At 72.3% G+C, this 23,189-nt stretch carries 22 protein-coding genes and 2 tRNA genes; 3 read left to right on the top strand and 21 right to left on the bottom strand.

What is annotated here, in order from left to right:
- Positions 1-2: 2 nt before the first annotated feature.
- The 13 genes from secD to pgsA form a co-directional block, all read right to left on the bottom strand.
- The gene (gene secD, locus OG286_RS31330) at positions 3-1,823 is read right to left on the bottom strand and encodes a protein translocase subunit SecD (RefSeq protein ID WP_396321686.1); all 1,821 of its coding nucleotides are present in this window, start codon (positions 1,821-1,823) and stop codon (positions 3-5) included.
- A 146-nt stretch (positions 1,824-1,969) separates the two neighbouring features.
- The gene (gene yajC / locus OG286_RS31325) at positions 1,970-2,377 is read right to left on the bottom strand and encodes a preprotein translocase subunit YajC (protein ID WP_396321687.1); all 408 of its coding nucleotides are present in this window, start codon (positions 2,375-2,377) and stop codon (positions 1,970-1,972) included.
- A gap of 247 nt (positions 2,378-2,624) precedes the next feature.
- Positions 2,625-3,731 carry a Holliday junction branch migration DNA helicase RuvB gene (gene ruvB / locus OG286_RS31320; protein ID WP_405359269.1) on the bottom strand — a complete coding sequence of 369 codons (1,107 nt, stop codon included), beginning with the start codon at positions 3,729-3,731 and terminating at the stop codon, positions 2,625-2,627.
- Between the two features lie 157 nt (positions 3,732-3,888).
- Positions 3,889-4,500: a Holliday junction branch migration protein RuvA gene (gene ruvA / locus OG286_RS31315; RefSeq protein ID WP_396321689.1), complete on the bottom strand. Its 612-nt coding sequence runs from the start codon at positions 4,498-4,500 to the stop codon at positions 3,889-3,891.
- Entirely contained in the window at positions 4,497-5,066 is a 570-nt protein-coding gene (gene ruvC, locus OG286_RS31310) for a crossover junction endodeoxyribonuclease RuvC (RefSeq protein WP_396321690.1), read from the bottom strand. Before ruvC ends, ruvA begins: the two co-directional genes overlap by 4 nt.
- 246 nt (positions 5,067-5,312) lie before the next feature.
- The gene (locus tag OG286_RS31305; protein WP_209410139.1) at positions 5,313-6,071 is read right to left on the bottom strand and encodes a YebC/PmpR family DNA-binding transcriptional regulator; all 759 of its coding nucleotides are present in this window, start codon (positions 6,069-6,071) and stop codon (positions 5,313-5,315) included.
- A gap of 123 nt (positions 6,072-6,194) precedes the next feature.
- Positions 6,195-6,818, bottom strand: coding sequence for a pyridoxal 5'-phosphate synthase glutaminase subunit PdxT (gene pdxT, locus OG286_RS31300; RefSeq protein WP_396321691.1), 624 nt, complete (start codon positions 6,816-6,818; stop codon positions 6,195-6,197).
- Between the two features lie 170 nt (positions 6,819-6,988).
- Positions 6,989-7,900, bottom strand: a complete 912-nt coding sequence (pdxS, locus tag OG286_RS31295) for a pyridoxal 5'-phosphate synthase lyase subunit PdxS (RefSeq protein WP_030258885.1) — start codon at positions 7,898-7,900, stop codon at positions 6,989-6,991.
- A 208-nt stretch (positions 7,901-8,108) separates the two neighbouring features.
- On the bottom strand, positions 8,109-8,609 hold the full coding sequence (locus OG286_RS31290) for a hypothetical protein (protein WP_396321817.1): 501 nt from the start codon (positions 8,607-8,609) through the stop codon (positions 8,109-8,111).
- Between the two features lie 101 nt (positions 8,610-8,710).
- Entirely contained in the window at positions 8,711-9,076 is a 366-nt protein-coding gene (locus tag OG286_RS31285) for a 5-carboxymethyl-2-hydroxymuconate Delta-isomerase (protein WP_396321692.1), read from the bottom strand.
- Positions 9,077-9,161: 85 nt separating this feature from the next.
- Entirely contained in the window at positions 9,162-10,346 is a 1,185-nt protein-coding gene (locus OG286_RS31280; protein ID WP_396321693.1) for a glycosyltransferase family 4 protein, read from the bottom strand.
- Positions 10,347-10,375: 29 nt separating this feature from the next.
- Positions 10,376-11,353: a phosphatidylinositol mannoside acyltransferase gene (locus tag OG286_RS31275; RefSeq protein WP_396321694.1), complete on the bottom strand. Its 978-nt coding sequence runs from the start codon at positions 11,351-11,353 to the stop codon at positions 10,376-10,378.
- 17 nt (positions 11,354-11,370) lie between these two features.
- Entirely contained in the window at positions 11,371-12,018 is a 648-nt protein-coding gene (pgsA, locus tag OG286_RS31270; RefSeq protein ID WP_396321695.1) for a phosphatidylinositol phosphate synthase, read from the bottom strand.
- Between the two features lie 279 nt (positions 12,019-12,297).
- Here pgsA and OG286_RS31265 point away from each other — a divergent pair, with 279 nt between their 5' ends.
- Positions 12,298-14,355, top strand: a complete 2,058-nt coding sequence (locus tag OG286_RS31265) for an elongation factor G-like protein EF-G2 (RefSeq protein ID WP_396321696.1) — start codon at positions 12,298-12,300, stop codon at positions 14,353-14,355.
- Positions 14,356-14,367: 12 nt separating this feature from the next.
- On the opposite strand, the gene OG286_RS31260 is transcribed toward OG286_RS31265, so the two are convergent.
- On the bottom strand, positions 14,368-14,802 hold the full coding sequence (locus tag OG286_RS31260) for a thiol-disulfide oxidoreductase DCC family protein (protein ID WP_405365925.1): 435 nt from the start codon (positions 14,800-14,802) through the stop codon (positions 14,368-14,370).
- Positions 14,803-14,985: 183 nt separating this feature from the next.
- On the opposite strand from OG286_RS31260, the gene OG286_RS31255 reads away from it, so the two are divergent.
- The gene (locus tag OG286_RS31255; protein ID WP_396321698.1) at positions 14,986-16,632 is read left to right on the top strand and encodes a hypothetical protein; all 1,647 of its coding nucleotides are present in this window, start codon (positions 14,986-14,988) and stop codon (positions 16,630-16,632) included.
- Between the two features lie 66 nt (positions 16,633-16,698).
- Here OG286_RS31255 and OG286_RS31250 read toward each other — a convergent pair whose 3' ends face one another.
- The 4 genes from OG286_RS31250 to OG286_RS31235 form a co-directional block, all read right to left on the bottom strand.
- Positions 16,699-17,259, bottom strand: a complete 561-nt coding sequence (locus tag OG286_RS31250) for an HIT family protein (RefSeq protein WP_405365924.1) — start codon at positions 17,257-17,259, stop codon at positions 16,699-16,701.
- A gap of 79 nt (positions 17,260-17,338) precedes the next feature.
- A complete protein-coding gene (gene thrS / locus OG286_RS31245; protein WP_396321700.1) occupies positions 17,339-19,318 on the bottom strand; it encodes a threonine--tRNA ligase in 1,980 nt (659 codons plus the stop codon).
- A gap of 87 nt (positions 19,319-19,405) precedes the next feature.
- Positions 19,406-20,578, bottom strand: coding sequence for a hypothetical protein (locus tag OG286_RS31240; protein WP_405359273.1), 1,173 nt, complete (start codon positions 20,576-20,578; stop codon positions 19,406-19,408).
- 32 nt (positions 20,579-20,610) lie between these two features.
- Complete coding sequence (locus tag OG286_RS31235) at positions 20,611-21,165, bottom strand: DUF4365 domain-containing protein (protein ID WP_396321702.1); 555 nt, start codon at positions 21,163-21,165, stop codon at positions 20,611-20,613.
- Between the two features lie 148 nt (positions 21,166-21,313).
- Here OG286_RS31235 and OG286_RS31230 point away from each other — a divergent pair, with 148 nt between their 5' ends.
- Positions 21,314-22,081 carry a 3'-5' exonuclease gene (locus OG286_RS31230; protein ID WP_396321703.1) on the top strand — a complete coding sequence of 256 codons (768 nt, stop codon included), beginning with the start codon at positions 21,314-21,316 and terminating at the stop codon, positions 22,079-22,081.
- A gap of 80 nt (positions 22,082-22,161) precedes the next feature.
- Here OG286_RS31230 and OG286_RS31225 read toward each other — a convergent pair.
- The 3 genes from OG286_RS31225 to OG286_RS31215 form a co-directional block, all read right to left on the bottom strand.
- Positions 22,162-22,233, bottom strand: a tRNA-Val gene (locus OG286_RS31225).
- Positions 22,234-22,455: 222 nt separating this feature from the next.
- Positions 22,456-22,527 (bottom strand) — tRNA-Val (locus OG286_RS31220).
- A gap of 131 nt (positions 22,528-22,658) precedes the next feature.
- Positions 22,659-23,171 (bottom strand): TIGR02611 family protein, encoded by a 513-nt coding sequence (locus OG286_RS31215; protein WP_396321704.1) that lies wholly within the window; start codon positions 23,169-23,171, stop codon positions 22,659-22,661.
- Positions 23,172-23,189 lie beyond the last annotated feature (18 nt).

The following is a 23,189-nucleotide window of genomic DNA, read 5'->3' as shown; positions in this document are numbered from 1 at the left end:
TGTCAGGCCCCCTTCACGGCGGCGGACGAGGGGGTACGGCGACGGCTGCTGCGCAGCGGCGGGCGGGCGCCCAGGCGCTTCGGGTCCAGACCGGACCACGGGTGGCCGTCGGAGAAGAACTTCCGGCGGGCCAGCAGCGTGATCAGCGGCTTGGTGAAGAGGAAGATCACGACGACGTCGAGCGCGGTGGTCAGGCCCAGCGTGAACGCGAAGCCCTGCACCTTGCCGACCGAGACCAGGTAGAGCACCGCGGCACAGAGGAAGGACACGAAGTCCGACACCAGGATGGTGCGCCGGGCACGCGGCCAGGCCCGCTGGACCGCCGGGCGCAGCAGGGCGCCCTCGCGGACCTCGTCGCGGATGCGCTCGAAGTACACGATGAAGGAGTCCGCGGTGATACCGATCGCGACGATCGCACCACAGACGGCCGGCAGGTTCAGCGCGAAGCCGATCCCCGCGCCGAGCAGGCTCATGATCGAGTAGGTCAGGATCGCCGAGACGATCAGACCGGCGATGGAGACCAGGCCGAGGCCGCGGTAGTACACCAGCGAGTAGAGGACCACCAGCAGCATGCCGATGGCGCCGGCGATCAGACCGGCCTGCAGCTGGTCACCGCCGAGCTGCGGGGAGACGGTGGTGACGTCGTCCGTGGTGAACTCCAGCGGCAGGGCGCCGAAGCTCAGCACGTTGGCGAGGTTCTGCGCCTCGGCCTGGGTGAAGTTGCCCGAGATCACGCCCGAGCCGCCGGGGATGGCGCCGCGCACGTACGGGTGGGAGACGACCTGGCCGTCCAGCACGATGGCGAACTGGTTGGCCGGCGTGGCCTGGGGCGCCAGCTGGCCGGTGATCTTGGTGAAGGCGTCGGTGCCGGCACCGTTGAACTGCAGCTGGACCTGCCAGCCGCCGCCCTGCTGGGTGTCGATGCTGGCCTGCGCCTTGGAGATGTCGGAGCCCTTCACCGCGACCGGGCCGAGGGCCAGCTTGTAGTAGACGCCGTCCTCGTCCTTCTGGGTGCAGGCGACGGCCGACTGTTCCTCGGACTTCTGCAGGTTCTGGCGCTGCTCCGGCTTGGAGCAGTCCAGGGCGGCGAACTGGGCGGCCAGCTCCGGCGGCACGGTGCCCTGCGTCATCGCGGCGGAGAGGTCCGGCGTGGTCGGGGCGGTCGCGGCGGCGCTCGGGGTCGCGGCGGGCGAACCGGAGGCGGCGGCGCTCGGGGCGGCGCTCGGGGCGGCGCTCGCGCTGCCGGTGGCGGCCGCGGACGGGCTGGCGTCGGCGGCGAGGGCCTCACCGACGGCGCGGCCCTGCTTGGTGGGGCTGGCGCTGCCGGTCGCGGCACCCGCCGAGGCGGAGGCCGACGCCGAGGGGCTCGCGCTCGGGGCGGCACTGCCGCTCGCCGAGGGGGCCGCACTCGGGGTCTGCGCCTGGACGCCGGTCGGGGCGAGGGCGAGGACCGGGCGGAAGTACAGCTTCGCGGTGGTGCCGACCTGGTCGGCCGCGTTCTGCTTGTCACCGCCCTTGGGGATGTTGACGATGATGTTCCGGTCGCCCTGGGTCTGGACCTCCGCCTCGGAGACACCCATCCCGTTGACGCGCTGCTCGATGATCCCGGTGGCGATGTCCATGTTGGACTTGTTGATCGCCTTGGGATCGGTCGACTTCGCGCTCAGCGTGATACTGGTGCCGCCTGCGAGGTCGATCCCCAGGCGGGGCTTGGTGTTGCCCGTCCCGAACATGAGGGCGACCAGTCCGACGGTGACCACCAGGATGAGGGCCAGCGCCCGCCCCGGGTAACCGTCGCGCGGGCGCGACTTGGGTGTTGCCACCTTGCTCGTTTCTCCCTGTCCATGCCACCTCCCCTACCGGACCCCCGTCCGGCTCGTGGCTGGACGGGGGCGTGGCGGATCTGCGGCCCTGAGATCCTGTGGACTCGCGGCACTGCGCCGCGCGACCGGGCGGGTGCCCGGCCGTACTACTTGCTCGCGGGAGCCCCGCCCTCGGCCTCGCCCTTGACGGCGCCGTCCTTGGTGAGCGTCAGCGGCTTCTCGTCGACCGGCTCGGCGTCGGCGTCCTCGGCCTCCGGCTCCGGAAGCTCGTCGTCGGCCGGGCGGCCGTTGATGATCGCGTCGTACTCCGCCGGCTCCAGGACCGCCGCGATCGCACTCTTGGTGAAGTGGGTCACCACGCCCGGCGCGATCTCGAGCTCGATGGTCTCGTCGTTCACCGCCTTCACCTGGGCGTACAGGCCGCCGATGGTACGCACTCCAGCCCCGGGCTCCAGCGCGGTCTGCATCTGCTGCATCTGCGACTGGCGCTTCTTCTGCGACCGGAACATGAGCACGATCGCGATGATCGGGAGGAGAAGGATGATGAGGTTCACTGCAGCCAGGGTCCTTTACGGGCCGCCGGCCGGCGGCCTGTGTGGTATTGGTCGGCCCGTCAGGTGAGAGGGGCGGTCCGGCGGAGTCTAGGCGACCCCGAACTGATCGGACAACGCCAAGCATCGCATCCTGCTGCCGAAAGTGGCGAGCCTCGGCCTGCACAGTTTCCCCGGGCTTCTCCCCCGGCTTCTCCCCGCGGACCTGCGCCGGGCCCTGGTACGCCCCTATCGTCCCGGTGTCACCCGTTCAGCCCTCGTCGGCCGGGAAGAGCTCCGACTGGGCCGGCAGCACGCCCCGAGTGGTCTGGACCGGAGGGGTCTGGAACGGCGGGGTCTGGAACGGCGGAGTCAGGCCGAGGTGCTGCCACGCGGCGGCGGTGGCGATCCGGCCCCGCGGCGTGCGGGCGAGCAGGCCCTCGCGGACCAGGAACGGCTCGGCGACCTCCTCGACCGTCTCGGACTCCTCCCCCACCGCGACCGCCAGGGTGGACAGGCCGACCGGGCCGCCGCCGAACAGCCGCAGCAGCGCGTCCAGCACCGCGCGGTCCAGCCGGTCCAGCCCGCGGGCGTCCACCTCGTAGACGTCCAGCGCCTGGGCGGCGATCTCCGGCGTCACCACGCCGTCATGCCGGACCTGCGCGAAGTCGCGGACCCGGCGCAACAGCCGGTTGGCGATTCGGGGCGTGCCGCGGGAGCGCCCGGCGATCTCCGCCGCGCCGGCCGGGTCGATCTCGACGTCCAGCAGCGCGGCCGAGCGGTGCACCACCCGCTGGAGCTCGGCGGGCGCGTAGAACTCCATGTGGCCGGTGAAGCCGAAGCGGTCGCGCAGCGGCGGCGGCAGCAGGCCGGCCCGGGTGGTCGCGCCGACCAGGGTGAACGGCGGCAGCTCCAGTGGGATGGCGGTGGCACCCGGGCCCTTGCCGACGATCACGTCGACCCGGAAGTCCTCCATCGCCATGTAGAGCATCTCCTCGGCGGGCCGGGACATCCGGTGGATCTCGTCGAGGAAGAGCACCTCACCCTCGGTGAGCGAGGAGAGGATCGCCGCCAGATCGCCCGCGTGCTGGATCGCGGGGCCCGAGGTGATCCGGATCGGGGCGCCCAGCTCGGCCGCGATGATCATCGAGAGGGTGGTCTTGCCGAGCCCGGGCGGGCCGCTGAGCAGCACGTGGTCGGGTGCGGTGCCGCGCTTGCGGGCCGCCTGGAGCACCAGGGACAGCTGCTCGCGGACCCGCTCCTGGCCGATGAACTCGTCCAGCTGCTTGGGGCGCAGCGCCGCCTCGACCGCCTGGTCCTCGCCGTCGGCGGCGGCCGTGACCAGCCGGTCGGCCGGGTCGGAGTCGTAGGAGCTCATGCCCCCTCCTCGCTTCGCTCGTCGGCGGCTTCGCCGGCGCCCCGCATCATGGTTTCCTCGCTGCGCTCGGCCACGGCCCCCTCCTCGCTTCGTCCGCTCACTGCTGCGGGCTCCAATGTCGACAAGATGACAGGTGGTCAGATCGGTAAAGAGGTGCTCAGCGGGCCCGGTTGAGAGTCCGCAGGGCCGCCTTGAGCAGGGCGCCGACGTCGGTCACGGTCTGCGCCTCGGCCTCCGGAGTGACGGCGGTGACCGCCTCGTCCGCCTCGCGCGGCGCATAGCCGAGGCCCACCAGTGCCGCGTGAAGCTGGTCGCTCCACGGCGCCGGGCCGGCCGCGATCGGCTTCTGGGCAGGGACACTGCCGTGCGGGGCGCCCAGCTTGTCCTTGTACTCCAGCAGCAGCTTGGCGGCCTTGGCCTTGCCGATGCCGGGGACGGCGATCAGAGCCTTCTCGTTCCCCGCGGCGACGGCGGCGCGCAGCTCGTCCGGGCGGTGCACCCCGAGCATCGCCTGGGCGAGGCGCGGGCCGACCCCGGGCGCGGCCTGGAGGATCTCGAAGACCGCCCGCTCGTCGTCGTCGGCGAAGCCGTACAGGGTGAGCGAGTCCTCCCGGACGACGAGCGAGGTGGCCAGCCGGACGGGCTCGCCGAGGCGCAGGCCGGCCGCGGTGTTCGGGGTGCACTGGACGGCCATCCCGACGCCGCCGACCTCGACGACGACGGTGCCGCCGGAGACGGCGGCCACCGGGCCCTGGACGAAGGCGATCATCGGGCGGCTCCTCGGGGGGCTCGATAGGAGGACGGACGGGCGGACGGACGGACGGGCGCTGCCTTGGCCACGGCGGCGGCGATCCGGTCCGTCGCGCCGCCGCGCCAGATGTGGCAGATGGCCAGCGCCAGCGCGTCGGCGGCGTCGGCCGGCTTGGGCGGGGCGTCCAGCCGCAGCAGCCGCTGCACCATGGCGGTGACCTGGGCCTTGTCGGCCCGGCCGGAGCCGGTGACGGCGGCCTTGACCTCGCTGGGGGTGTGCAGGGTGACGGGGATGCCGCGCCGGGTGGCGCAGAGCATCGCGACCGCGCTGGCCTGCGCGGTGCCCATCACGGTGCGGACGTTGTGCTGGGCGAAGACCCGCTCGACGGCGACGAGGTCCGGCCGGTGCTCGTCGAGCCAGCTCTCCACGCCCTGCTCGACCAGCAGCAGCCGGGGCCCGATCTCCGCGTCGGCGGGGGTGCGCACCACACCGACCCCGACCATCTTCAGCGGCCGGCCCGGCGCACCGTCCACCACGCCGATCCCGCACCTGGTCAGACCCGGGTCCACACCCAGTACCCGCACGTCGTGCCCCGCCTCTCCTGATTCGCCGCTCGCCTCCGGGCGCCCGGACCCGATGCCGACACGACTCGCGCCGGCGCTCCTGCGGCACCTGTCGCCCGTCGCTCGCGGCATCGGCGCACCCTTGGGCTCGCGGCCGGCCGCCCGCTCGCCGAGCGACCTGCGAAGGCTACCGCCCGGGTACGACAGACCCACCGACGACACCGGCCCGGTGGTCCCAGGGACCACCGGGCCGGACAGTGGGAACGATCACTCGGCGTCGAGCTGCGCACCGACCTCGTCGCTGATGTCGAAGTTGGCGAAGACGTTCTGCACGTCGTCGCTGTCCTCCAGGGCGTCGATCAGCTTGAGGATCTTGCGGGCGCCGTCGACGTCCAGCTCGACCTGCATGCTCGGGAGGAAGTTGGCCTCGGCCGAGTCGTAGTCGATGCCGGCGTCCACCAGGGCGGTGCGGACGTCGACCATCTTGGAGGCCTCGGAGACGATCTCGAAGGACTCGCCGAGGTCGTTGATCTCCTCGGGCTCCTGGTCGAGGACGACCTCGAAGAGCTTGTCCTCGTCCACGCCGTCGGCCTTGGGGACGATCACGACGCCCTTGCGGTTGAACAGGTACGAGACCGAGCCCGGGTCGGCCATCGAGCCGCCGTTGCGGGTCATCGCGACGCGCACGTCCGAGGCGGCGCGGTTGCGGTTGTCGGTGAGGCACTCGATGAGCACCGCGACACCGTTCGGACCGTAGCCCTCGTACATGATCGTCGAGTAGTCGGCCCCGCCGGCCTCGGCGCCCGAGCCGCGCTTGACGGCGCGGTTGATGTTGTCGATCGGGACCGAGCTCTTCTTCGCCTTCTGGATGGCGTCGTAGAGGGTCGGGTTGCCGGCCGGGTCGCCGCCTCCGGTGCGCGCCGCCACCTCGATGTTCTTGATCATCTTGGCGAAGAGCTTGCCGCGCTTGGCGTCGATCACGGCCTTCTTGTGCTTGGTGGTAGCCCACTTAGAGTGGCCGGACATCGCCAGCTCCTTTTCGTCGCCAAAGGGAAATGAACAGAAGAGATCTTACCGGTGCCGCCACCGGTGGACAGCACACGGTCAGCATGCGGCGGCGAGGCGCTACCGCGCGGTGCCGGCGGGCCGCTACCGCGCGGCCGCGGCGAGATGCTCCTCGACCATCCGCACGAAGTAGCCGTGGACCCGGTGGTCGCCGGTCAGCTCGGGGTGGAACGACGTGGCCAGCAGGTTCCCCTGGCGGACGGCGACGATCCGGCTCTCCGGGCCGTCGGCCGCCGGCAGCTCGGCCAGCACCTCGACGCCCGCGCCGACCGCCTCGACCCAGGGGGCGCGGATGAAGACGCCGTGCACCGGCGCGTCGCCGAGGCCCTCGAAGGCGATACCGGACTCGAAGGACTCGTTCTGGCGGCCGAAGGCGTTGCGGCGCACCGTCATGTCGATGCCGCCGACCGTCTCCTGGTCGTCGCGGCCGTCCAGGATCTTGTCGGCCAGCATGATCATGCCGGCGCAGGTGCCGTACACCGGCATCCCGGCGGCGACGCGCTCGCGGAGCGGGTCCATCACGCCGAACAGCAGCGCCAGCTTGGACATGGTGGTGGACTCCCCGCCGGGGATCACCAGCGCGTCGACCTCGGCCAGCTCCTCGACGCGGCGCACCGGGCGGGCCAGCGCGTCGGCCTCGGCCAGCGCGACGAGGTGCTCGCGGACGTCGCCCTGCAGGGCGAGGACGCCGATGACTGGAGTGCTCACGGTCTCAAACCTTCTTCGATCGGTACTTCGTGTGATCGCTGCCCCGGGCGGACGTTGCTCCGCTCCGGGCGATCGTCTTCTTCGGGCCGTCGTCGTCCGGGGGCCCGGCGCGGCGCGGCCCGCCGCGCGCCGAGGCGCTGCGGCGGGCCGACACCGGACGCGGGGTTGGACTACCAGCCGCGGTTGGCGTAGCGCTCGGTCTCGGGGAGGGTGTCGCAGTTGATGCCGACCATGGCCTCGCCCAGGTTGCGGGAGGCGTCCGCGATGATCTTCGGGTCGTCGAAGAAGGTGGTGGCCTTGACGATCGCGGCGGCACGCTTGGCCGGGTCGCCCGACTTGAAGATGCCGGAGCCGACGAAGACGCCCTCGGCGCCCAGCTGGCGCATCAGCGCGGCGTCGGCCGGGGTGGCCACGCCACCGGCGGAGAACAGCACGACCGGCAGCTTGCCGAGCTCGGCGACCTCCTTGACCAGCTCGTACGGGGCGCGGAGCTCCTTGGCGGCGGCGTACAGCTCGTTGTTGTCGAAGCCGCGCAGCTTGGCGATCTCGTTCTTGATCTGACGCAGGTGGCGCACGGCCTCGACCACGTTGCCGGTGCCGGCCTCGCCCTTGGAGCGGATCATGGCCGCGCCCTCGGCGATGCGGCGCAGGGCCTCGCCCAGGTTGGTGGCACCGCAGACGAAGGGGGTGGTGAACGCCCACTTGTCGGAGTGGTTGACCTCGTCGGCCGGGGTCAGCACCTCGGACTCGTCGATGTAGTCGACACCGAGCGACTGCAGGACCTGGGCCTCGACGAAGTGGCCGATGCGGGACTTCGCCATGACCGGGATCGAGACCGCCGCGATGATCTCCTCGATCATGTTCGGGTCCGACATGCGCGCGACGCCGCCGTCCTTGCGGATGTCGGCCGGAACCCGCTCCAGCGCCATGACGGCGACAGCGCCGGCGTCCTCGGCGATCTTGGCCTGCTCGGCGTTGACCACGTCCATGATCACACCGCCCTTGAGCTGCTCGGCCATGCCGCGCTTCACCCGGGCGGTGCCGATCTGCGGCTGGTCTGCGGTGGTGGGGGTGGTGGACACGTGAGACCTCACTCGAAGATGAACCAGTGCTATCGCCCTATGGTAGGCGGAAGAAACCGTCACTCCATGCGCCATCAAGTCCAGGCGGGCCGACGGGATACGACAAACAGGCCGGATCCGGACCGTCCCGCCGCACCCCGCGGGAGAAGCGGTCCGGGGCCGGGCGCCGACCGTTCGCACACCGAAAGCAGGCCGTGCGCCACCCGGCTCAGGCCGGAGCGCCCTCGGGGGTCAGCGCCGGCGGCGGCGCGTCGTCCATCTCGAACGCCATCGGGAACGGCGCCCGTCCGGCCAGCCGGAAGTAACGCACCAGCCGGTGCTCCCGCACCGCCCTGGCCGCCCGCACCGCGTCGTTGTGGAACCGCCGGGCCATCGGTACCCGGCGCACCGCGGCGGTGAGCTCCTTCACCGCCTCCTCGCCGCCCGGTTCGGCCACCAGCACGGCGACCTGCTCCGGCTCGGCCAGCACCGCCCGCAGCGCCATGCTGAGCTGGCTCTCCGCCACCTCGCGCTGCTCGTCGTCGGCCTGCCGGGCCACGTGCGCGGCGTCCAGCAGCAGCAGCGAGGCCGCCGGGTCCAGCAGCGAGGAGGTGGCCAGCTCGATCGCGACCGACGCCCGGCGGACCAGCTGCGCGTCCAGCGCCGCGCGGGCGGCGTCGATGCGGGCGTGCAACCGGTCCAGCCGGCCGGCCGTCCAACTCAGGTACATGCCGAACAGCACCACGGCCACGCCGGCCCAGATCCAGGTAGTCACGGGGCGCTACGCTACCGGGTGCCCGCGGCCCGGCCGCGCCACCGGGTGGACGCGGCTCAGCCGCCGACGGTCGCGCTGCGGTAGCTGTCCCGGTCGATGTCCGAGATGTTCACCGCCGTGAACAGCCGGGTGCCGGCCGCCGGGACGACCCGCTCCGCCAGCAGCGCCAGCACGGCGTCGCTGAGCGCCGCCTTCGCCTCCGCGGTGCGCCCGGGGAAGATCTGGAACTCCACGTACACCTGGGCGTCCGGGCCCTCGCTCTCGCCCACCACGAAGCCCTGCACCTCGCGGAAGACGGTCTTGCAGGCCTCCGGGGCCGCGTTGATGGTCTTCACGGCGAGCCGGTTGATGGCCAGGCCCAGCTCACGGCGGTCGAACGCGCCGGCCAGCTCGGGCGAGTAGTCGACGGAGATCTGCGGCATCGGTGCCTCCAGGGGTCACGGTGATCACTACGGTCCGGCAGACCTCAACCACCGCGGCCCGCGGTTGCTTCCCGCGCCGGCGGGATCAGTCCCGGGCCAGCCCGAACCGGCCGCGCCGGCCGCCGCGCTCGTCCTCCTCGACCACGGCCGCCGCACCCGCCGCCACCGTCTCGTACACCGCCAGGATGTCCGCGGCCACCGTCGACCAGTCGAACCGCCGGACGTACCGGGACGCCGCCTTGCTCAGCTCCGCCAGCCGGCCCGGGTCCCCCAGCAGCCGCAGTGCCGACCGGGCCAGCGCGTCCGCGTCCTCCACCGGGAACATCTCGCCCGCGTCCCCGCCGTCCAGCACCTGCTTGAACGCGTCCAGGTCACTCGCCAGCACCGGCGCACCCGCCGACATCGCCTCGACCAGGATGATCCCGAAGCTCTCGCCACCGGTGTTCGGCGCCACGTACAGGTCGACGCTGCTCAGCAGCCGGGCCTTCTCCCGGTCGCTGACCATACCGAGGAACTCCACCTGCTTGCGGACCTCCGGTGCCAGCCCGGCGACCGCCTCCTCCTCGTCGCCCTTGCCCGCCACCAGCAGCCGCACGCCCGGCCGCTCGGCCAGGATCTTCGGCAGTGCGGCCAGCAGGGTCGGCAGGCCCTTGCGCGGCTCGTTGATCCGCCCGACGAACCCGATCGTGCCGGGCTCGCCCGCCGCCGCGCCGCCCGTCCAGCGCGCGTCCGGCTCGGCCTCGGCGAAGAAGCCGACGTCCACGCCGTTGGGGATCACCACCGGGTCCCCACCCAGGTGCTCGACCAGGGTGCGGCGGGCGTACTCGCTCACCGCGATCCGGGCCCGGATCTTCTCCAGGCCCGGCTGCAGGATCGGCGAAGCAGCGATCATGAAGCGCGACCGCGGGTTGGAGGTGTGGAAGGTGCCGACCATCGGCCCCGTCGCCGACCAGGCGGCCAGTATCGACAGGCTCGGTGCGACAGGCTCGTGGACGTGCAGGATGTCGAACGCGCCGTCGTGCAGCCACCGCCGCACCCGGGCCGCGGACAGCGGGCCGAAGCTCAGCCGCGCCACCGACCCGTTGTACGGAACGGCCACCGACCGCCCGGCCGAGACCACGTACGGCGGCAGCGCCTCGTCGTCCTCGGCGGGCGCCAGCACCGACACCTCGTGGCCGAGGCCGATCAGGTGCTCCGCCAGGTCCCGGATGTGGAACTGCACCCCGCCGGGGACGTCCCAGTCGTACGGGCAGACGATGCCGATCTTCACTGATTCCTCGTGTTCCTCTAGGTTCGCCGTCAGGGCCCGGAGGCCTCGGCGGCGGGCTCACCGGCCGGCTCCGCGACGGGCTGGACGGCCGGGCCGACCGCGGGTTCCTCCACCGTCGCACGGACCGGGAGGTCGGCCAGCCAGAACCGCTGCAGCATGTGCCAGTCCTCGGGGTGCTCGCGGATCGCCTGCTCCCAGACCTCCGCCATCGCCTGCACCATCAGCCGGGTCTTCTCCTGGCGGTCCCCCTGCGCCGGCACGGGCACCTCGGGGTGGATCCGCGCCCGCATCACCGGGCCGTCGTACCAGAGCGACACCGGCAGCAGCGCCGCCCCCGTCCGCTGGCAGAGCGCCGCCGGCCCGGCCGGCATCCTGGTCGCCTCGCCGAAGAAGGACACCCCTATGCCGGCCTCCGAGAGGTCCCGGTCACCGACCAGGCAGACCAGCCGCCCCTCGCGCAGCCTCCGGGCCAGCGTGCCGATCACATTGCCCCCGCCGCCGGTCAGCGCGAGGACCTCCATGCCCAGGCTCTCCCGGAACGCCACGAAGCGGTCGAACAGCTTCTCCGGCTTCAGCCGCTCCGCGACCGTCGTGAACGGGTACCCCTCCAGCGCCACCCACGCGCCCGCGAGGTCCCAGTTGCCCATGTGCGGCAGCGCTATCACGGCGCCGCGCCCGGACTCCATCGCCTCCCGCAGCTGCTCGAAGCCCTCGACCTGCACGTCCCGCGCCACCCGCTGCCGGCTCCACACCGGCAGCCGGAAGGACTCCATCCAGTACCGCATGTACGAGCGCATGCCGGCCCGCGACAGCTCCCGCAGCCCGGCCTCGTCCAGCCCCGGGCGCACCCGCCGCAGGTTGGCCTCCAGCTGCAGCACCCGCTTGCCGCGCTTGCGCCACGCGAAATCGGCCAGCCCGTCGAACAGGCCGGACGCGGCCCGCTCGGGCAGGTGCTTGAGCACCGCCCAGCCCAGCGCGTACGCCGAGTACACCAGTCGGTCCTTCACCGCAGGCCCGCTCCCCTTCAGCTCCCGGCCGCCACTCGGTCGGCCTCGAACGCCTCCCGGCGCACCGTCAGCATCCGCTGGAACACCGTCACCAGGCTGCCCGCCGCCACCAGCCACAACGCCACCGGCAGCAGCCACTCCACGTACGGCACACCGAACGTGTGCAGACCCGCGATCCCGGCCCCGACCAGGCTGATCACCAGCCGCTCGGCCCGCTCCACCAGCCCCGACACGTCACACGGCAGCCCCTGGCTCTCCGCCCGGGCCTTGGTGTACGACACCACCAGACCGCTCGCCAGCGAGAAGATCGCCACCGCGCAGAGCAGATTGTTGTCGCCCTTGCCTGCGTACCACATGGCCAGGCCGCCGAAGATCGCCGAATCCGCCACCCGGTCCAGCGTGGAGTCCAGGAACGCCCCCCACTTGCTGGTCCGGCCCAGCTGCCGGGCCATGTTCCCGTCCACCAGGTCCGAGAAGATGAACAGCGTGATCGTGATGGTGCCCCAGAAGAACTCCCCGCGCGGGAAGAACACCAGCGCACCGGCCACCGAACCGGCGGTACCGATCAGCGTCACGGCGTCCGGGCTCACACCCAGCCGGATCAGGAACGCGGCGAACGGGGTCAGGACACGTGTGAAGAAGGCACGCGCGTATTTGTTGAGCATGGCCTTCCCGACCGCTCCGATCTCCCTGGTACCCGCCTGCGGCAGAGTGCGCGGCAGACGGCCGGACGGATCAGCCCATCCGGCGCACCCATCGTAGCCACGCCGACGACACCCTCCGGCGCACGCCACCGTCCTCCCAGCCCCACACCCCGCCGGCCCGTCACCCCCGGTGCGCGGTCCCACACGAAAGGTCACCGCGGGCGCGCGCATGCGGCGCGGATCGCCGGACCCGCACCTAGACTTTCAACGACAGTCTCGGCGCGACGGGAGGAGACCCCGATGCCCGACCGCAGCACCGCACGAGCCGGCCAGGCGCCCACCGTCGCCGGCCCAGGCCACCTGCGCAACGTCGTCCTCATCGGCTGCAGCGGCGTGGGCAAGACCACCCTCGCCGAATCCCTCGCCCTCGCCGCCGGCGCCGTCAACCGCGCCGGCCGCGTCACCGACGGCAACACCGTCTCCGACCACGAGGAGATCGAGCACCAGCAGCAACGCTCCGTCCAGCTCTCCGTGCTCCCCCTCGAGTGGCACGGCATCAAGGTCAACCTGCTCGACCCGCCCGGCCACCCCGACTTCACCGCCGACCTGCGCGCCGCCCTGCACGCCGCCGACGGGGCCGTCTTCGTCGTCTCCGCCACCGACCCCGTCACCGCCCCCACCCGCGCACTCTGGCGCGAGTGCGCCGCCGAAGGCATCCCGCGCGCCATCGCCGTCGCCAAACTCGACGTCGCCCGCAGCGGCTTCGACGAGATCCTCGCCGCCTGCCACGACGCCTTCGGCCTCGGACCGGACACCCTGCGCCCGCTCTTCCTCCCCGTCCGGCACGACGGCCGCCCCGACGGCAGCGTCGACCTGCTCACCGGGCACACCTACGGCCAGGCCGACCCGCTCCCCGACACCGGCCCCGCCCGGGACAGCCTCGTCGAGGCCATCTCCGGCCAGGACGACACCCTCATGGAGCGCTACCTCGCCGGCGAACCCCTCGACACCGACGCCCTCGAAGCCGGCCTGCGCCGCGAGATCCTCGCCTGCACCCTCCACCCCGCCGTCCCCACCGACGACAGCGGCCTCGGCGCCACCGAACTCCTCGACCTCATCACCACCTCCTTCCCCGACCCCACCGAACGCACCCGCCCCGGACCCGAGTGCGACCCCGAAGCCCCGCTCGCCGCCCAGGTCGTCCGCGTCACCGGCGACGCCTACGTCGGCCGGATCAGCCTGCTGCGCATCTACGCCGGCACCCTGCGCCCCGACACCCGGATCCACCTCGCCGGCCCCGACCACCCCGCCGACCAGGACGGCGACGAACGCGTCACCGGCCTCACCAGCCCCTTCGGCAAACTCCAGCGCCCCGTCCCGCACGCCGTCGCCGGCGACCTCGTCTGCGCCGCCAAACTCACCACCGCCCGCGCCGGCGACACCGTCCACGAACCCGGCCACCCGGTGAAGCTCGACGGCTGGACCGTGCCCGAAGCGCTGCTGCCCATCGCCATCGAGGCCCACAGCAAGGCCGACGACGACAAGCTCTCCCAGGCCCTCGCCCGGCTCGTCGCCGAAGACCCGGCCCTGCGCCTGGAACAGAACCCCGACACCCACCAGCTGGTCCTCTGGTGCACCGGCGAGGCGCACGCCGAGGTCGTCCTCGACCGCCTCCGGGGCCGGCACGGCGTCCACGTCGACACCGTCGAACCCAGGGTCGCCCTGCGCGAGACCTTCGGCACCGCCGCCGCCGGCCACGGCCGCCTGGTCAAGCAGTCCGGCGGGCACGGCCAGTACGCCATCTGCGACCTGGAGGTCGAACCCCTCCCGGCCGGCGCGGGCTTCGAATTCCAGGAGCACGTCGTCGGCGGCGCCGTCCCCCGGCACTTCATCCCCTCCGTCGAGAAGGGCATCCGCGCCCAGCTCGCCAAGGGCGTCTCCACCGGCTACCCGCTCGTCGACGTCCGGGTCACCCTCACCGACGGCAAGGCGCACTCCGTCGACTCCTCCGACTCGGCCTTCCAGACCGCCGCCGCCCTCGCCCTGCGCGACGCCGCCGAACACGCCGTCATCCGGCTGCTCGAACCCGTCGCCGCCGTCAGCGTCCTGCTGCCCGACGACTACCTCGGCGCCGTCCTCACCGACCTCGGCGCCCGGCGCGGCCGCGTCCTCGGCACCGAGACCGGCGGCCCCGCGCTCACCCTGCTGCGGGCCGAAGTCCCCGAACTCGAACTCGTCCGCTACCCCGTCGACCTGCGCTCACTCACCCACGGAACGGCCGAGTTCTCCCGCGCCCACCTGCGCCACGAACCCATGCCCGCCGCCCTCGCCGCCCGCCACACCGGGGAGAAGTCCTAGGTCGGACCCCGCCTAGCGCTGCGGCAGCGCGCAGGCCGGCGTGCCGCCGGGCATCCGGTGCCGGTTCTTCGCCACCCAGCAATACACCACGGCCGCGAGCGGCCGCACCGGCGCCAGCGCCAGCAACCCGCCCAGGTACGCCCACGCCCCGCCCGAACGCATCAGGAGCCGCGCCACCGCCTGCGCGCCGCCGTACACCCGGCCCGCCGGCGTCACCCAGAGCACCTCGCGCTCGGCCCGCTCCCAGGAAACCTCGCCGTGCCCGCCGGCCAGCGCGTCCAGCTCCGCCAGGTCCGCGAACTGGAACGGCGCCGCCTCCCAGCCCCCCGAGGCCAGCGTCTGCCGCAGATACCGCTCGGCCCACCCCTTGCACGTCGTGCAGAAGGCACAGTCGCCGTCGAAGACCAGCACCGGATCCTTCACCGCAGCTCCCTCGGGTCGCTCCATGCGCCCATCGTGCCCCATTACGCCCCCCCGGCCGCGACCGGGGGCGTCGCGGCCCCCGAAGATGGGCATCATGCCCGACAGGCCCGGTGTGGCCCGAACGTGACGGCACTTCAGACGATCATCCGCGCACCGGTACCGGGGCACGGTAACCTGCCGCTGACAAGGGGAGGAGGGGACGCCACCGTGACCACACTCGACATGACCCCGGGTGCGCAGATACCCCGGACGGACGCCGGCCCGCAGACCGCCGTCACCCAGGCGCTCTCCTCGACCGCCTACCGCGACGGCGAGGTCCACGAATTCGTCGCGGCGGTCACCGACGCCACCGCGAAGAAGGGCCGCTTCGCGCTCTTCCGCCCCAACCTCGGCGAGGCCTTCAGCCGCGCCGTCATCGGGCGCGCCCTCGGCGGGGACCGCAAGCCGCTCGTCCCGTCGTTCGGCATCGACACCCGCCAGATCGTCGAGCACTGCCTCGCCGCCGACGACCTCCGGGCCGTCCGCGACCGCAGGCTCACCGGCGTCACCGTCGTCACCGGCGTCCTCTTCCTGCCCGGCACCCTGCTCTGGCTCGGTGCCTTCCAGCTCCGCGCCTGGCTCAAACGGGACAACCCCAAGAACGCCGCGGTCTACGGCGGCGTCGTCCTCGCCGCCGCGGTCGCCGTCGCCCTGCTCCTCGCGATCAAGCCGCCCACCGGCGGCCTGCTCGGCATCTACCTGCGCCTGGTCATGCTCGCCCCGATCGTCGGCTGGTACCTCGCCAAGCGCATCGTGCTCAGCTCCGCCCTGGACCTGCGCGCCCGCTGGCAGGCCCTCGTCGAGGGCAACGCCGTCGCCGCCACCGTCCCCAAGGCCGTCCCCCGCGACGACCTGGACAAGAAGGCCGCCGACCTGCGCGCCAAACTCGGCCGGCTGGAGTCCGAGCAGGAGACCAACATCCAGCACTACGCCGGCCGCAAGGGCATCCTCGGCGTCGGAAAGCGCTGGGGCGAGTGGCGCCTCGTGGACAACCTCCGCCCGGCCGAGGGCCACCTCGACTACCGCGCCTTCCACCCCTGGGACCTCGTTCGCAAGATCTCCGGCCACCTCAAGGCGCTCGGCATCAGCGACGTCGCCAACAGCGGGATCCCCGGCGTCGCCGTGAAGCAGTGGGTGGTACTGGAGGTCGGCGAGGGCGCCGACGAGATCAGCCGCCCGGGCGGCGCCGACATGGACGGCGACCGGATGCGCGAGTTCGCGATCCAGACCATCGCCGACAAGCAGACCTTCCCTGGGGGCCCCCGGCACTACCTCGCCACCCAGTTCGTGACGCACGACGGCAAGCTGGTCATCACCTTCACCGTCACCGTCGTCCTGCTCGCCCACACCATGAACATCACGGTGGCCGGCTACGCGCTCGGACCGGTCAACGGCCTCTTCTTCGACAAGCCCAAGGACAAGGAGAAGACGGTCTCGAAGACCGTGAAGTTCTGGGAGGAGCAGACCGTCAAGCTCCCCCTGATCGACAACGACGAGGTGGTCCGCCAGGCCGTCCGCGCGCCCTTCTACCGGATCCCGGGCCTGCTCGCCTGGCTCGGCGGCGGCCTCGGCCTGCCCGAGCCGTTCGGCTTCCGGCACGCCTGGGCCGCGCCGCCGTGGAACACCCGGTCGATGACCGACAACGCGCTCAACGTCGCCGCCCCGGTGCTCAGCGCGGTCCACGCGGCCACGCTGGAGTTCCTGGAGGAGCACGACCTCGACACCGAGCGCTTCTTCAAAAACCGCGCCTCGATCATCAAGTCCGAGGTGCAGGGCAGCCGCCCGTACAAGGTCGACCAGTTGGACGCCGGCTGAGCGCACACGCCACGCGCAGGGGCCCGTCGCCGATTCCCGGCGACGGGCCCCTGCGCGTGTCCGGGCTCAGTCCTGCGGCCAGGCCTCGGCCAGCATCTTCCGGGTGTCCGCCAGCAGCTGCGGCAGCACCTTGGTGTGGCCGACCACCGGCATGAAGTTGGTGTCCCCGCCCCAGCGCGGCACCACGTGCTGGTGCAGGTGCGCCGCGATCCCGGCGCCGGCCGCCGCGCCCTGGTTCATCCCGATGTTGAAGCCGTGCGCCCCCGAGGCCGCCCGCAGCGCCGTCATCGCCTTCTTGGTGAACACCGCCAGCTCGGCGGTCTCCACCTCGTCCAGCTCGGTGTAGTCGGCGACGTGCCGGTACGGGACGACCATCAGGTGCCCGCCGTTGTAGGGGTACAGGTTGAGCACCGCGAACACCGCGCTCCCGCGCATGACGACCAGCCCGTCCTCGTCGCTCAGCGACGGGATCGAGCAGAACGGACAACCGTCGTCCGGGGCCGGGCCGGTGGGCTTGTTCTCTCCCTGGATGTACGCCATCCGATGGGGGGTCCACAGGCGGCGGAAGCCGTCCGGCTCGCCGACGCCCCGCTGCAGTTCCGGCTCAGTCGTCATGCTGATCAGCATATTCGCCCGGCCGGGCTTGCCAAGCAGAGTGGGGCAGACTCCCGAGAAGCCTGCCCCACGCCTACCGCCGTCCATGGCGTCACACCTGGATGCGGCGCTCCACGGCGTCCACGATCTCGGCGACCGCGTCGGCCACCGGCACGCCGTTCTTCTGCTCGCCGTTGCGGTAGCGGAAGGAGACCGCGCCGGCCTCGACGTCGTCGTTGCCCGCGATCAGCATGAACGGGACCTTGCTGCGCTGAGCGTTGCGGATCTTCTTCTGCATCCGGTCGTCCGAGGTGTCCACCTCGACCCGGATCCCGCGCTTCTTCAGCTCGGCCGCGACCTCCAGCAGGTACGGCACGTGCTCGTCGGTGATCGGGATGCCGGTCACGGTGACCGGGGCCAGCCACGGCGGCATGGCGCCGGCGTAGTGCTCCAGCAGCACCGCGAAGAAGCGCTCGATCGAGCCGAACAGCGCACGGTGGATCATGACCGGCCGCTGGCGCGAGCCGTCCGCCGCCGTGTACTCCAGGTCGAAGCGCTCCGGCAGGTTGAAGTCGAGCTGGATGGTGCTCATCTGCCAGGTACGGCCGATGGCGTCACGCGCCTGGACGGAGATCTTGGGGCCGTAGAAGGCCGCGCCGCCCGGGTCCGGGACCAGCGGCAGCCCCTGCTTCTCGGCCACGGCCGCGAGGACCGCGGTGGCCTCCTCCCAGGTCTCGTCCGAACCGACGTACTTCTCCGGGTCCTTGGTGGAGAGCTCCAGGTAGAAGTCGGTCAGGCCGTAGTCCCGCAGCAGGTTGAGCACGAAGGTCAGCGTCGAGTCGAGCTCCTCCGCCATCTGCTCGCGGGTGCAGTAGATGTGCGCGTCGTCCTGGGTGAAGCCGCGGGCACGGGTCAGACCGTGCACCACACCCGACTTCTCGTACCGGTACACCGTTCCGAACTCGAAGAGACGCAGCGGCAGTTCACGGTACGAGCGGCCGCGCGCGTCGAAGATCAGGTTGTGCATCGGGCAGTTCATGGGCTTCAGGTAGTAGTCCACGCCCTCGTCGAGCTGCATGGGCGGGTACATACCGTCGGCGTACCAGTCCAGGTGGCCGCTCTTCTCGAAGAGCTTCCCCTTGGTGGCGTGCGGGGTGTAGACGAACTCGTAGCCCTCCTCCTCGTGCCGCTTGCGCGAGTAGTCCTCCATGGCGCGGCGGATGATGCCGCCCCTGGGGTGGAAGACGGCGAGGCCGGAGCCGATCTCCTCGGGGATGGAGAAGAGGTCGAGCTCGTTGCCGAGCTTGCGGTGGTCACGCTTCTCGGCCTCGACCAGGAAGTCGAGGTGCGCCTTCAGCTCGTCCTTGGTCGGCCAGGCGGTGCCGTAGATGCGCTGGAGCATCGGGTTCTTCTCGCTGCCGCGCCAATAGGCGGCCGCGTTGCGCATCAGCTTGAACGCCGGGATGTGCCGGGTGGACGGCAGGTGCGGGCCGCGGCAGAGGTCGCCCCAGCAGAGCTCGCCGGACTTGGCGTCCAGGTTGTCGTAGATGGTCAGCTCGCCGGCGCCGACCTCGACGTCGGCGCCCTCGCCGGCGGTGGCAGCGGAGCCCTTGAGGCCGATCAGCTCCAGCTTGTACGGCTCGGCGGTCAGCTCCTCGCGGGCCGCCTCGTCGGTGACCACACGGCGGGAGAACTTCTGCCCGCGCTTGATGATCTCCTGCATCTTCTTCTCGATGGCCTTGAGGTCATCGGGGTGGAACGGCTTCTCGACGTCGAAGTCGTAGTAGAAGCCGTCCTTGACCGGCGGGCCGATGCCGAGCTTGGCCTCCGGGAAGAGCTGCTGCACGGCCTGCGCCATGACGTGCGCGGTGGAGTGGCGCAGGATGTCCAGGCCGTCCTTGCTGCCGATCGCGACCGGCTCGGCCTCGTCGCCGTCCTGCAGGACGTACGCGAGGTCCTTGAGCTGGCCACCGACGCGGGCGGCGATGATCGAGCGGTCGTCGGCGAAGAGCTCGGCGGCCGTAGTGCCCGTGGTCACCACGCGCTCTTCCCGATCGGGTTCGCGGTTGATGATTACCCGGACGTCCGTCACCGGTCTCTCCTGACGTGCTGGATTCATAGGACGCAACACTTCGCTGCGCGTGACGATGGTACCGAGAGCACCACCCCCGCCGTGCACCTACGCCCCCTGTCCCGCCTCCCCCAGCGTCTTCAGCAGCCGTTGCCGCTCGGCCTCCTCCAGGCCGCACAGTTCCAGGCCCCGCGGGTGGGTGAGCCGGCGGAACCCGCCACGCCGCTCCAGCCTGCCGCTGACCCGCACCGGAGCGCCCGCGAGGTGGGCCTCGGCGGCCAGCCGGTACGCCGGGTCCGCGAGCCGGAGCCGCACCTCGCTGACCTCGGCGCCGCCGAGTACGCGCAGCCGCACGGTGCCGGGGCCGGCCGGGTCGGCGCGCTTGAGCCGCACCACCATGCCGACGACGGTGACGGCGACCGCCGGTTCGATCCGCTCCAGCAGAGCGGCGGCCTCTTCGAGGGCGGGCAGGTCCCCGGGCGAGAACTCCAGGGCGATCCGCCGGTCGCCGAAGCCGCCGGGCGTCCCGGCGGCGGCCGACCACGCGACGGAGAGCCGGCCGGCGGTCGCGCCGCGCACCAGCTCCTCGACGGACTGCACCAGTTCGCGGCTGACCCCGGCCTGGACGGCGTTCTCGAAGGCCTCCGGCCCGCCGCTCACCCGCCGGTAGTCGACGGCGTCCCGCAGCGCCTCCAGCGCGCGGACCAGGGTGGTCACGGCGGCCCGGCCCTCGGGCGCGGGGGTGTAGGCGGTGAGCCCGCCGCCGTTGTCCACCACGAGGCCCTGCTCGACCACCAGGACGTGTTCGAGGAAGTCCCCGGCCCAGGCATCGAGCCGGGCACCGAAGTAGGCGGCCCTGGTCCGCCCGGCCTTGGCTCCGGCCGCGAGCATCGCGCGCGCGGCCCGCTGGAGGCGCTCGGCGTCGTCCCAGGGCGCGGTACCGGCCGGTCCGGGCAGCTCGCGCCGCCACTGCAGCTCGTCGCCGGGCACGGTGAGCGCCAGCAGGATGGAGCGGGCGGACGGGCTGCGGGAGTGCGACAGCGCGGTGACAGCGTCGGCGAGCAGCTCGACGGCGTCGTCGAAGCCGTCCCCGGCGGGCACCAGCAGGCTGGTGCCCGGGTCGGCGTCGTCCGGCGGAGTCCAGCGCCCGTACCGGGCGGACGGTCCGCCGCGGCGGACCCAGCCGTGCCGGGCGAGCAGCGTGGCGAGCACCGCCGGGTCGACGGAGGCCGGGTCGGGCAGCGGCGGGGCGCCGTCCTGCGGCCCGTGTGGCAGCGTCATGGTCCTGCTCCTCCCCGCCGGGGGCCGGGCCGTCACGGGCTGCCGCCCGCACCGACCCGCGCCATGATGTCGCACAGTGCGCGGTCGTCGAAGACCTTCGCGGTGGGCACCCGGACGTTGGTCCGGCGCTGCCCGGTGACCGGGTGGCCGGCCAGGTTGACCCAGTAGCAGCAGTGCCTCAGCTCCAGTGCGTCCGGCCGGGCCTCCAGCCAGTGGTCGACCCGTCGCGGCAGCAGCATCACGACCAGGATCCGGGGCACCGCGACCCGGGCCCGCGCGAGCTTGCGCAGGTGGTCGTTGTCCAGGGTGAAGCTGAAGAACGGCCCGCGCGGTCCGGGCGCGATCTGCTGGGTGGCCTTGAGCTGGATCTTGATGGTGACCTCGTCGTCCACCTCGTGCGCCCGGGAGCCGTGGCTGACCTGCCAGTCGATGCCGTTGTCCGGGAACGGCTGGGAGAGCGAGCAGCCGGCCGCCGCGGCGACCGCGTGCAGGTAGCCGACCTGCAGCGTCTCCATGCAGGCCGTCACCGCCAGATTTCCCCGCAGGACGGCCGCAGCCCCCTCGGGCTGCGGGTGTGTCAGCGCCATCGCCCCGTTGCCTCCCCCGGCACCCGGGCCCGTCCGGATTCGAACAGGACACCTGAACGCAGGGTGCCCGGCCGGGCCGCGGCCAAACGGTTGAGCGGGCGTCAGGAGCGGTATCACCCTCTCGGGAACGCAGTCCTGAGGGGCAGTCATGCAGCAGCACTGGTACACCGGCCCGCTCGCCTCCTTCGACACCGAGACCACCGGCGTGGACGTCGAGACCGACCGGATCGTCTCGGCCGCCCTGGTCGTCCAGCCCGCCCCGGGCGCGCCCGCGCGGACCGCCACCTGGCTGGCCGACCCGGGCGTCCCGATACCCGACGGCGCCCGTGCGGTGCACGGCATCACCGACGAGCGGGTGCGCGCGTTCGGCCGCCCGGCCCGGACGGTGGTGGCGGAGGTCGCCCGCGCCCTGGCCGAGCAGGCCCGCGCCGACCGCCCGGTGGTGGTGATGAACGCGCCGTACGACCTGACGCTGCTGGACCGGGAGTTGCGCCGGCACTGGTCAGTGTCGCTGGCGGACGGCCTCGGCCCGGCGGGTCTGCTGGTGCTCGACCCGCGGGTGCTGGACAAGCACGTGGACCGCTACCGCAAGGGCCGGCGCACCCTGACCGACCTGTGCGCGCACTACGGGGTGGAGCTGGCCGGGGCCCACGACGCGGCGGCGGACGCGACGGCGGCGCTGGAACTGGTCCGGGCGATCGGCGCGCGCTACCCGGCGGCGCTGGGCGGGCTGTCGGCGGCCGAGCTGCACCTGCGGCAGGCGGTCTGGCACGCGGCGCAGGCACGGGGGCTGCAGAACTGGTTCGACCGCTCGGGGACGCCGGAGCGGGTGGACTTCTCCTGGCCGCTGCGGCCGGCCCGGTGCGGCTGCGGCCGGCGGCTCTCGCCGCAGCACAGCTGTGAGGTGGCGGCGTAGCGGCCCGGCCGGGACACGGTTGGTCCGCGAACGCCGCAGGCCCTGACCGGTCTTCCGATCAGGGCCTGCGTGCTGTCCGGTGGGCGATACTGGGATCGAACCAGTGACCCCTTCGGTGTGAACGAAGTGCTCTCCCGCTGAGCTAATCGCCCGGGCAACGAGAAGAACAGTAGCACCATTCGGGGGGTGTCGTACAACTCGGATCCCCCGGCGACCACCTGGCACATCCGCAGAACTCGCACTCCGCACGGAAGGTGACTGCGCCTCAGCCCGATTCCGGGGCAACTCCCGAGCAGTTGTCCACGACATTGTGGAAATACACGTGAGGCCCAGCCGATAATCGGCTGGGCCTCACGTATCACAATGCATTCCGGTGGGCGATACTGGGATCGAACCAGTGACCCCTTCGGTGTGAACGAAGTGCTCTCCCGCTGAGCTAATCGCCCGGGTGCAGGGAAAACATTACCGCATCCCGCGGGGTGGTCCGAACACCCCTCGTGCCGGCCCCCGGCCCGTCCCGCTGCCCGTCGCCCGGCTCGTCCCCCGGACGGGTGCCACCCGTTGCGGCCGCCCGGGGTCAGCTGTCCTTGATCTTCCAGGGCATGACCAGCCCGTACCTCCACAGGTACCAGCCACCGATCCCGGCGATCACCGCCAGGCCGATCGCGACGAGCGTGATGTTGCGCCGCCGCACCCTCGGGTCCATCGCCTTCTGGGCCGCCTCGGCCACCTTGCGACGCGTCCAGCGCAGGGCCAGCTGGGCCCAGACGAACTCGGTCGCCCAGATGCCCATGCCCAGGAAGATGACCACCCAGCCCGGTCCGGGCAGCGGCAGCATGATCACGCCGGCCACCACCACCGCGAGGCCGACCAGGAAGACCGCCACCTGCCAGCTCAGGTGCAGCGGCCGGGAGCGCCGGATGAACAGCGGCGCACGCGAGCCCAGCGGCCGCCCGCCGTCCGTCTCCTCCGGCTCCCGGCCGTCCCCTCCCGCCGCCGACCGCGACCCCGTCTCGTCCGGCACGACCGCCTCCCCCGCTCTCGTGTTCCCGGCCGCGTTCGCGCCCGCCTTGTCGCTTCGCACAGTCATGCCAGGAAACTAACCGAG

Source organism: Kitasatospora sp. NBC_00039, assembly GCF_045160625.1.
Lineage (GTDB): Bacteria > Actinomycetota > Actinomycetes > Streptomycetales > Streptomycetaceae > Kitasatospora.
This window is presented reverse-complemented; position numbering and strand designations above follow the sequence as displayed.

Bases quoted from the DNA above. Each gene is read 5' to 3' on its own strand.
- ruvB (WP_405359269.1), bottom strand. From the start codon at position 3,731: ATGAGCTCCTACGACTCCGACCCGGCCGACCGGCTGGTCACGGCCGCC.
- ruvA (WP_396321689.1), bottom strand. From the start codon at position 4,500: ATGATCGCCTTCGTCCAGGGCCCGGTGGCCGCCGTCTCCGGCGGCACC.
- OG286_RS31305 (WP_209410139.1), bottom strand. From the start codon at position 6,071: ATGTCCGGCCACTCTAAGTGGGCTACCACCAAGCACAAGAAGGCCGTG.
- OG286_RS31290 (WP_396321817.1), bottom strand. From the start codon at position 8,609: ATGTACCTGAGTTGGACGGCCGGCCGGCTGGACCGGTTGCACGCCCGC.
- OG286_RS31285 (WP_396321692.1), bottom strand. From the start codon at position 9,076: ATGCCGCAGATCTCCGTCGACTACTCGCCCGAGCTGGCCGGCGCGTTC.
- pgsA (WP_396321695.1), bottom strand. From the start codon at position 12,018: ATGCTCAACAAATACGCGCGTGCCTTCTTCACACGTGTCCTGACCCCG.
- OG286_RS31265 (WP_396321696.1), top strand. From the start codon at position 12,298: ATGCCCGACCGCAGCACCGCACGAGCCGGCCAGGCGCCCACCGTCGCC.
- OG286_RS31260 (WP_405365925.1), bottom strand. From the start codon at position 14,802: ATGGAGCGACCCGAGGGAGCTGCGGTGAAGGATCCGGTGCTGGTCTTC.
- OG286_RS31250 (WP_405365924.1), bottom strand. From the start codon at position 17,259: ATGCTGATCAGCATGACGACTGAGCCGGAACTGCAGCGGGGCGTCGGC.
- OG286_RS31240 (WP_405359273.1), bottom strand. From the start codon at position 20,578: ATGACGCTGCCACACGGGCCGCAGGACGGCGCCCCGCCGCTGCCCGAC.
- OG286_RS31235 (WP_396321702.1), bottom strand. From the start codon at position 21,165: ATGGCGCTGACACACCCGCAGCCCGAGGGGGCTGCGGCCGTCCTGCGG.
- OG286_RS31230 (WP_396321703.1), top strand. From the start codon at position 21,314: ATGCAGCAGCACTGGTACACCGGCCCGCTCGCCTCCTTCGACACCGAG.
- OG286_RS31215 (WP_396321704.1), bottom strand. From the start codon at position 23,171: ATGACTGTGCGAAGCGACAAGGCGGGCGCGAACGCGGCCGGGAACACG.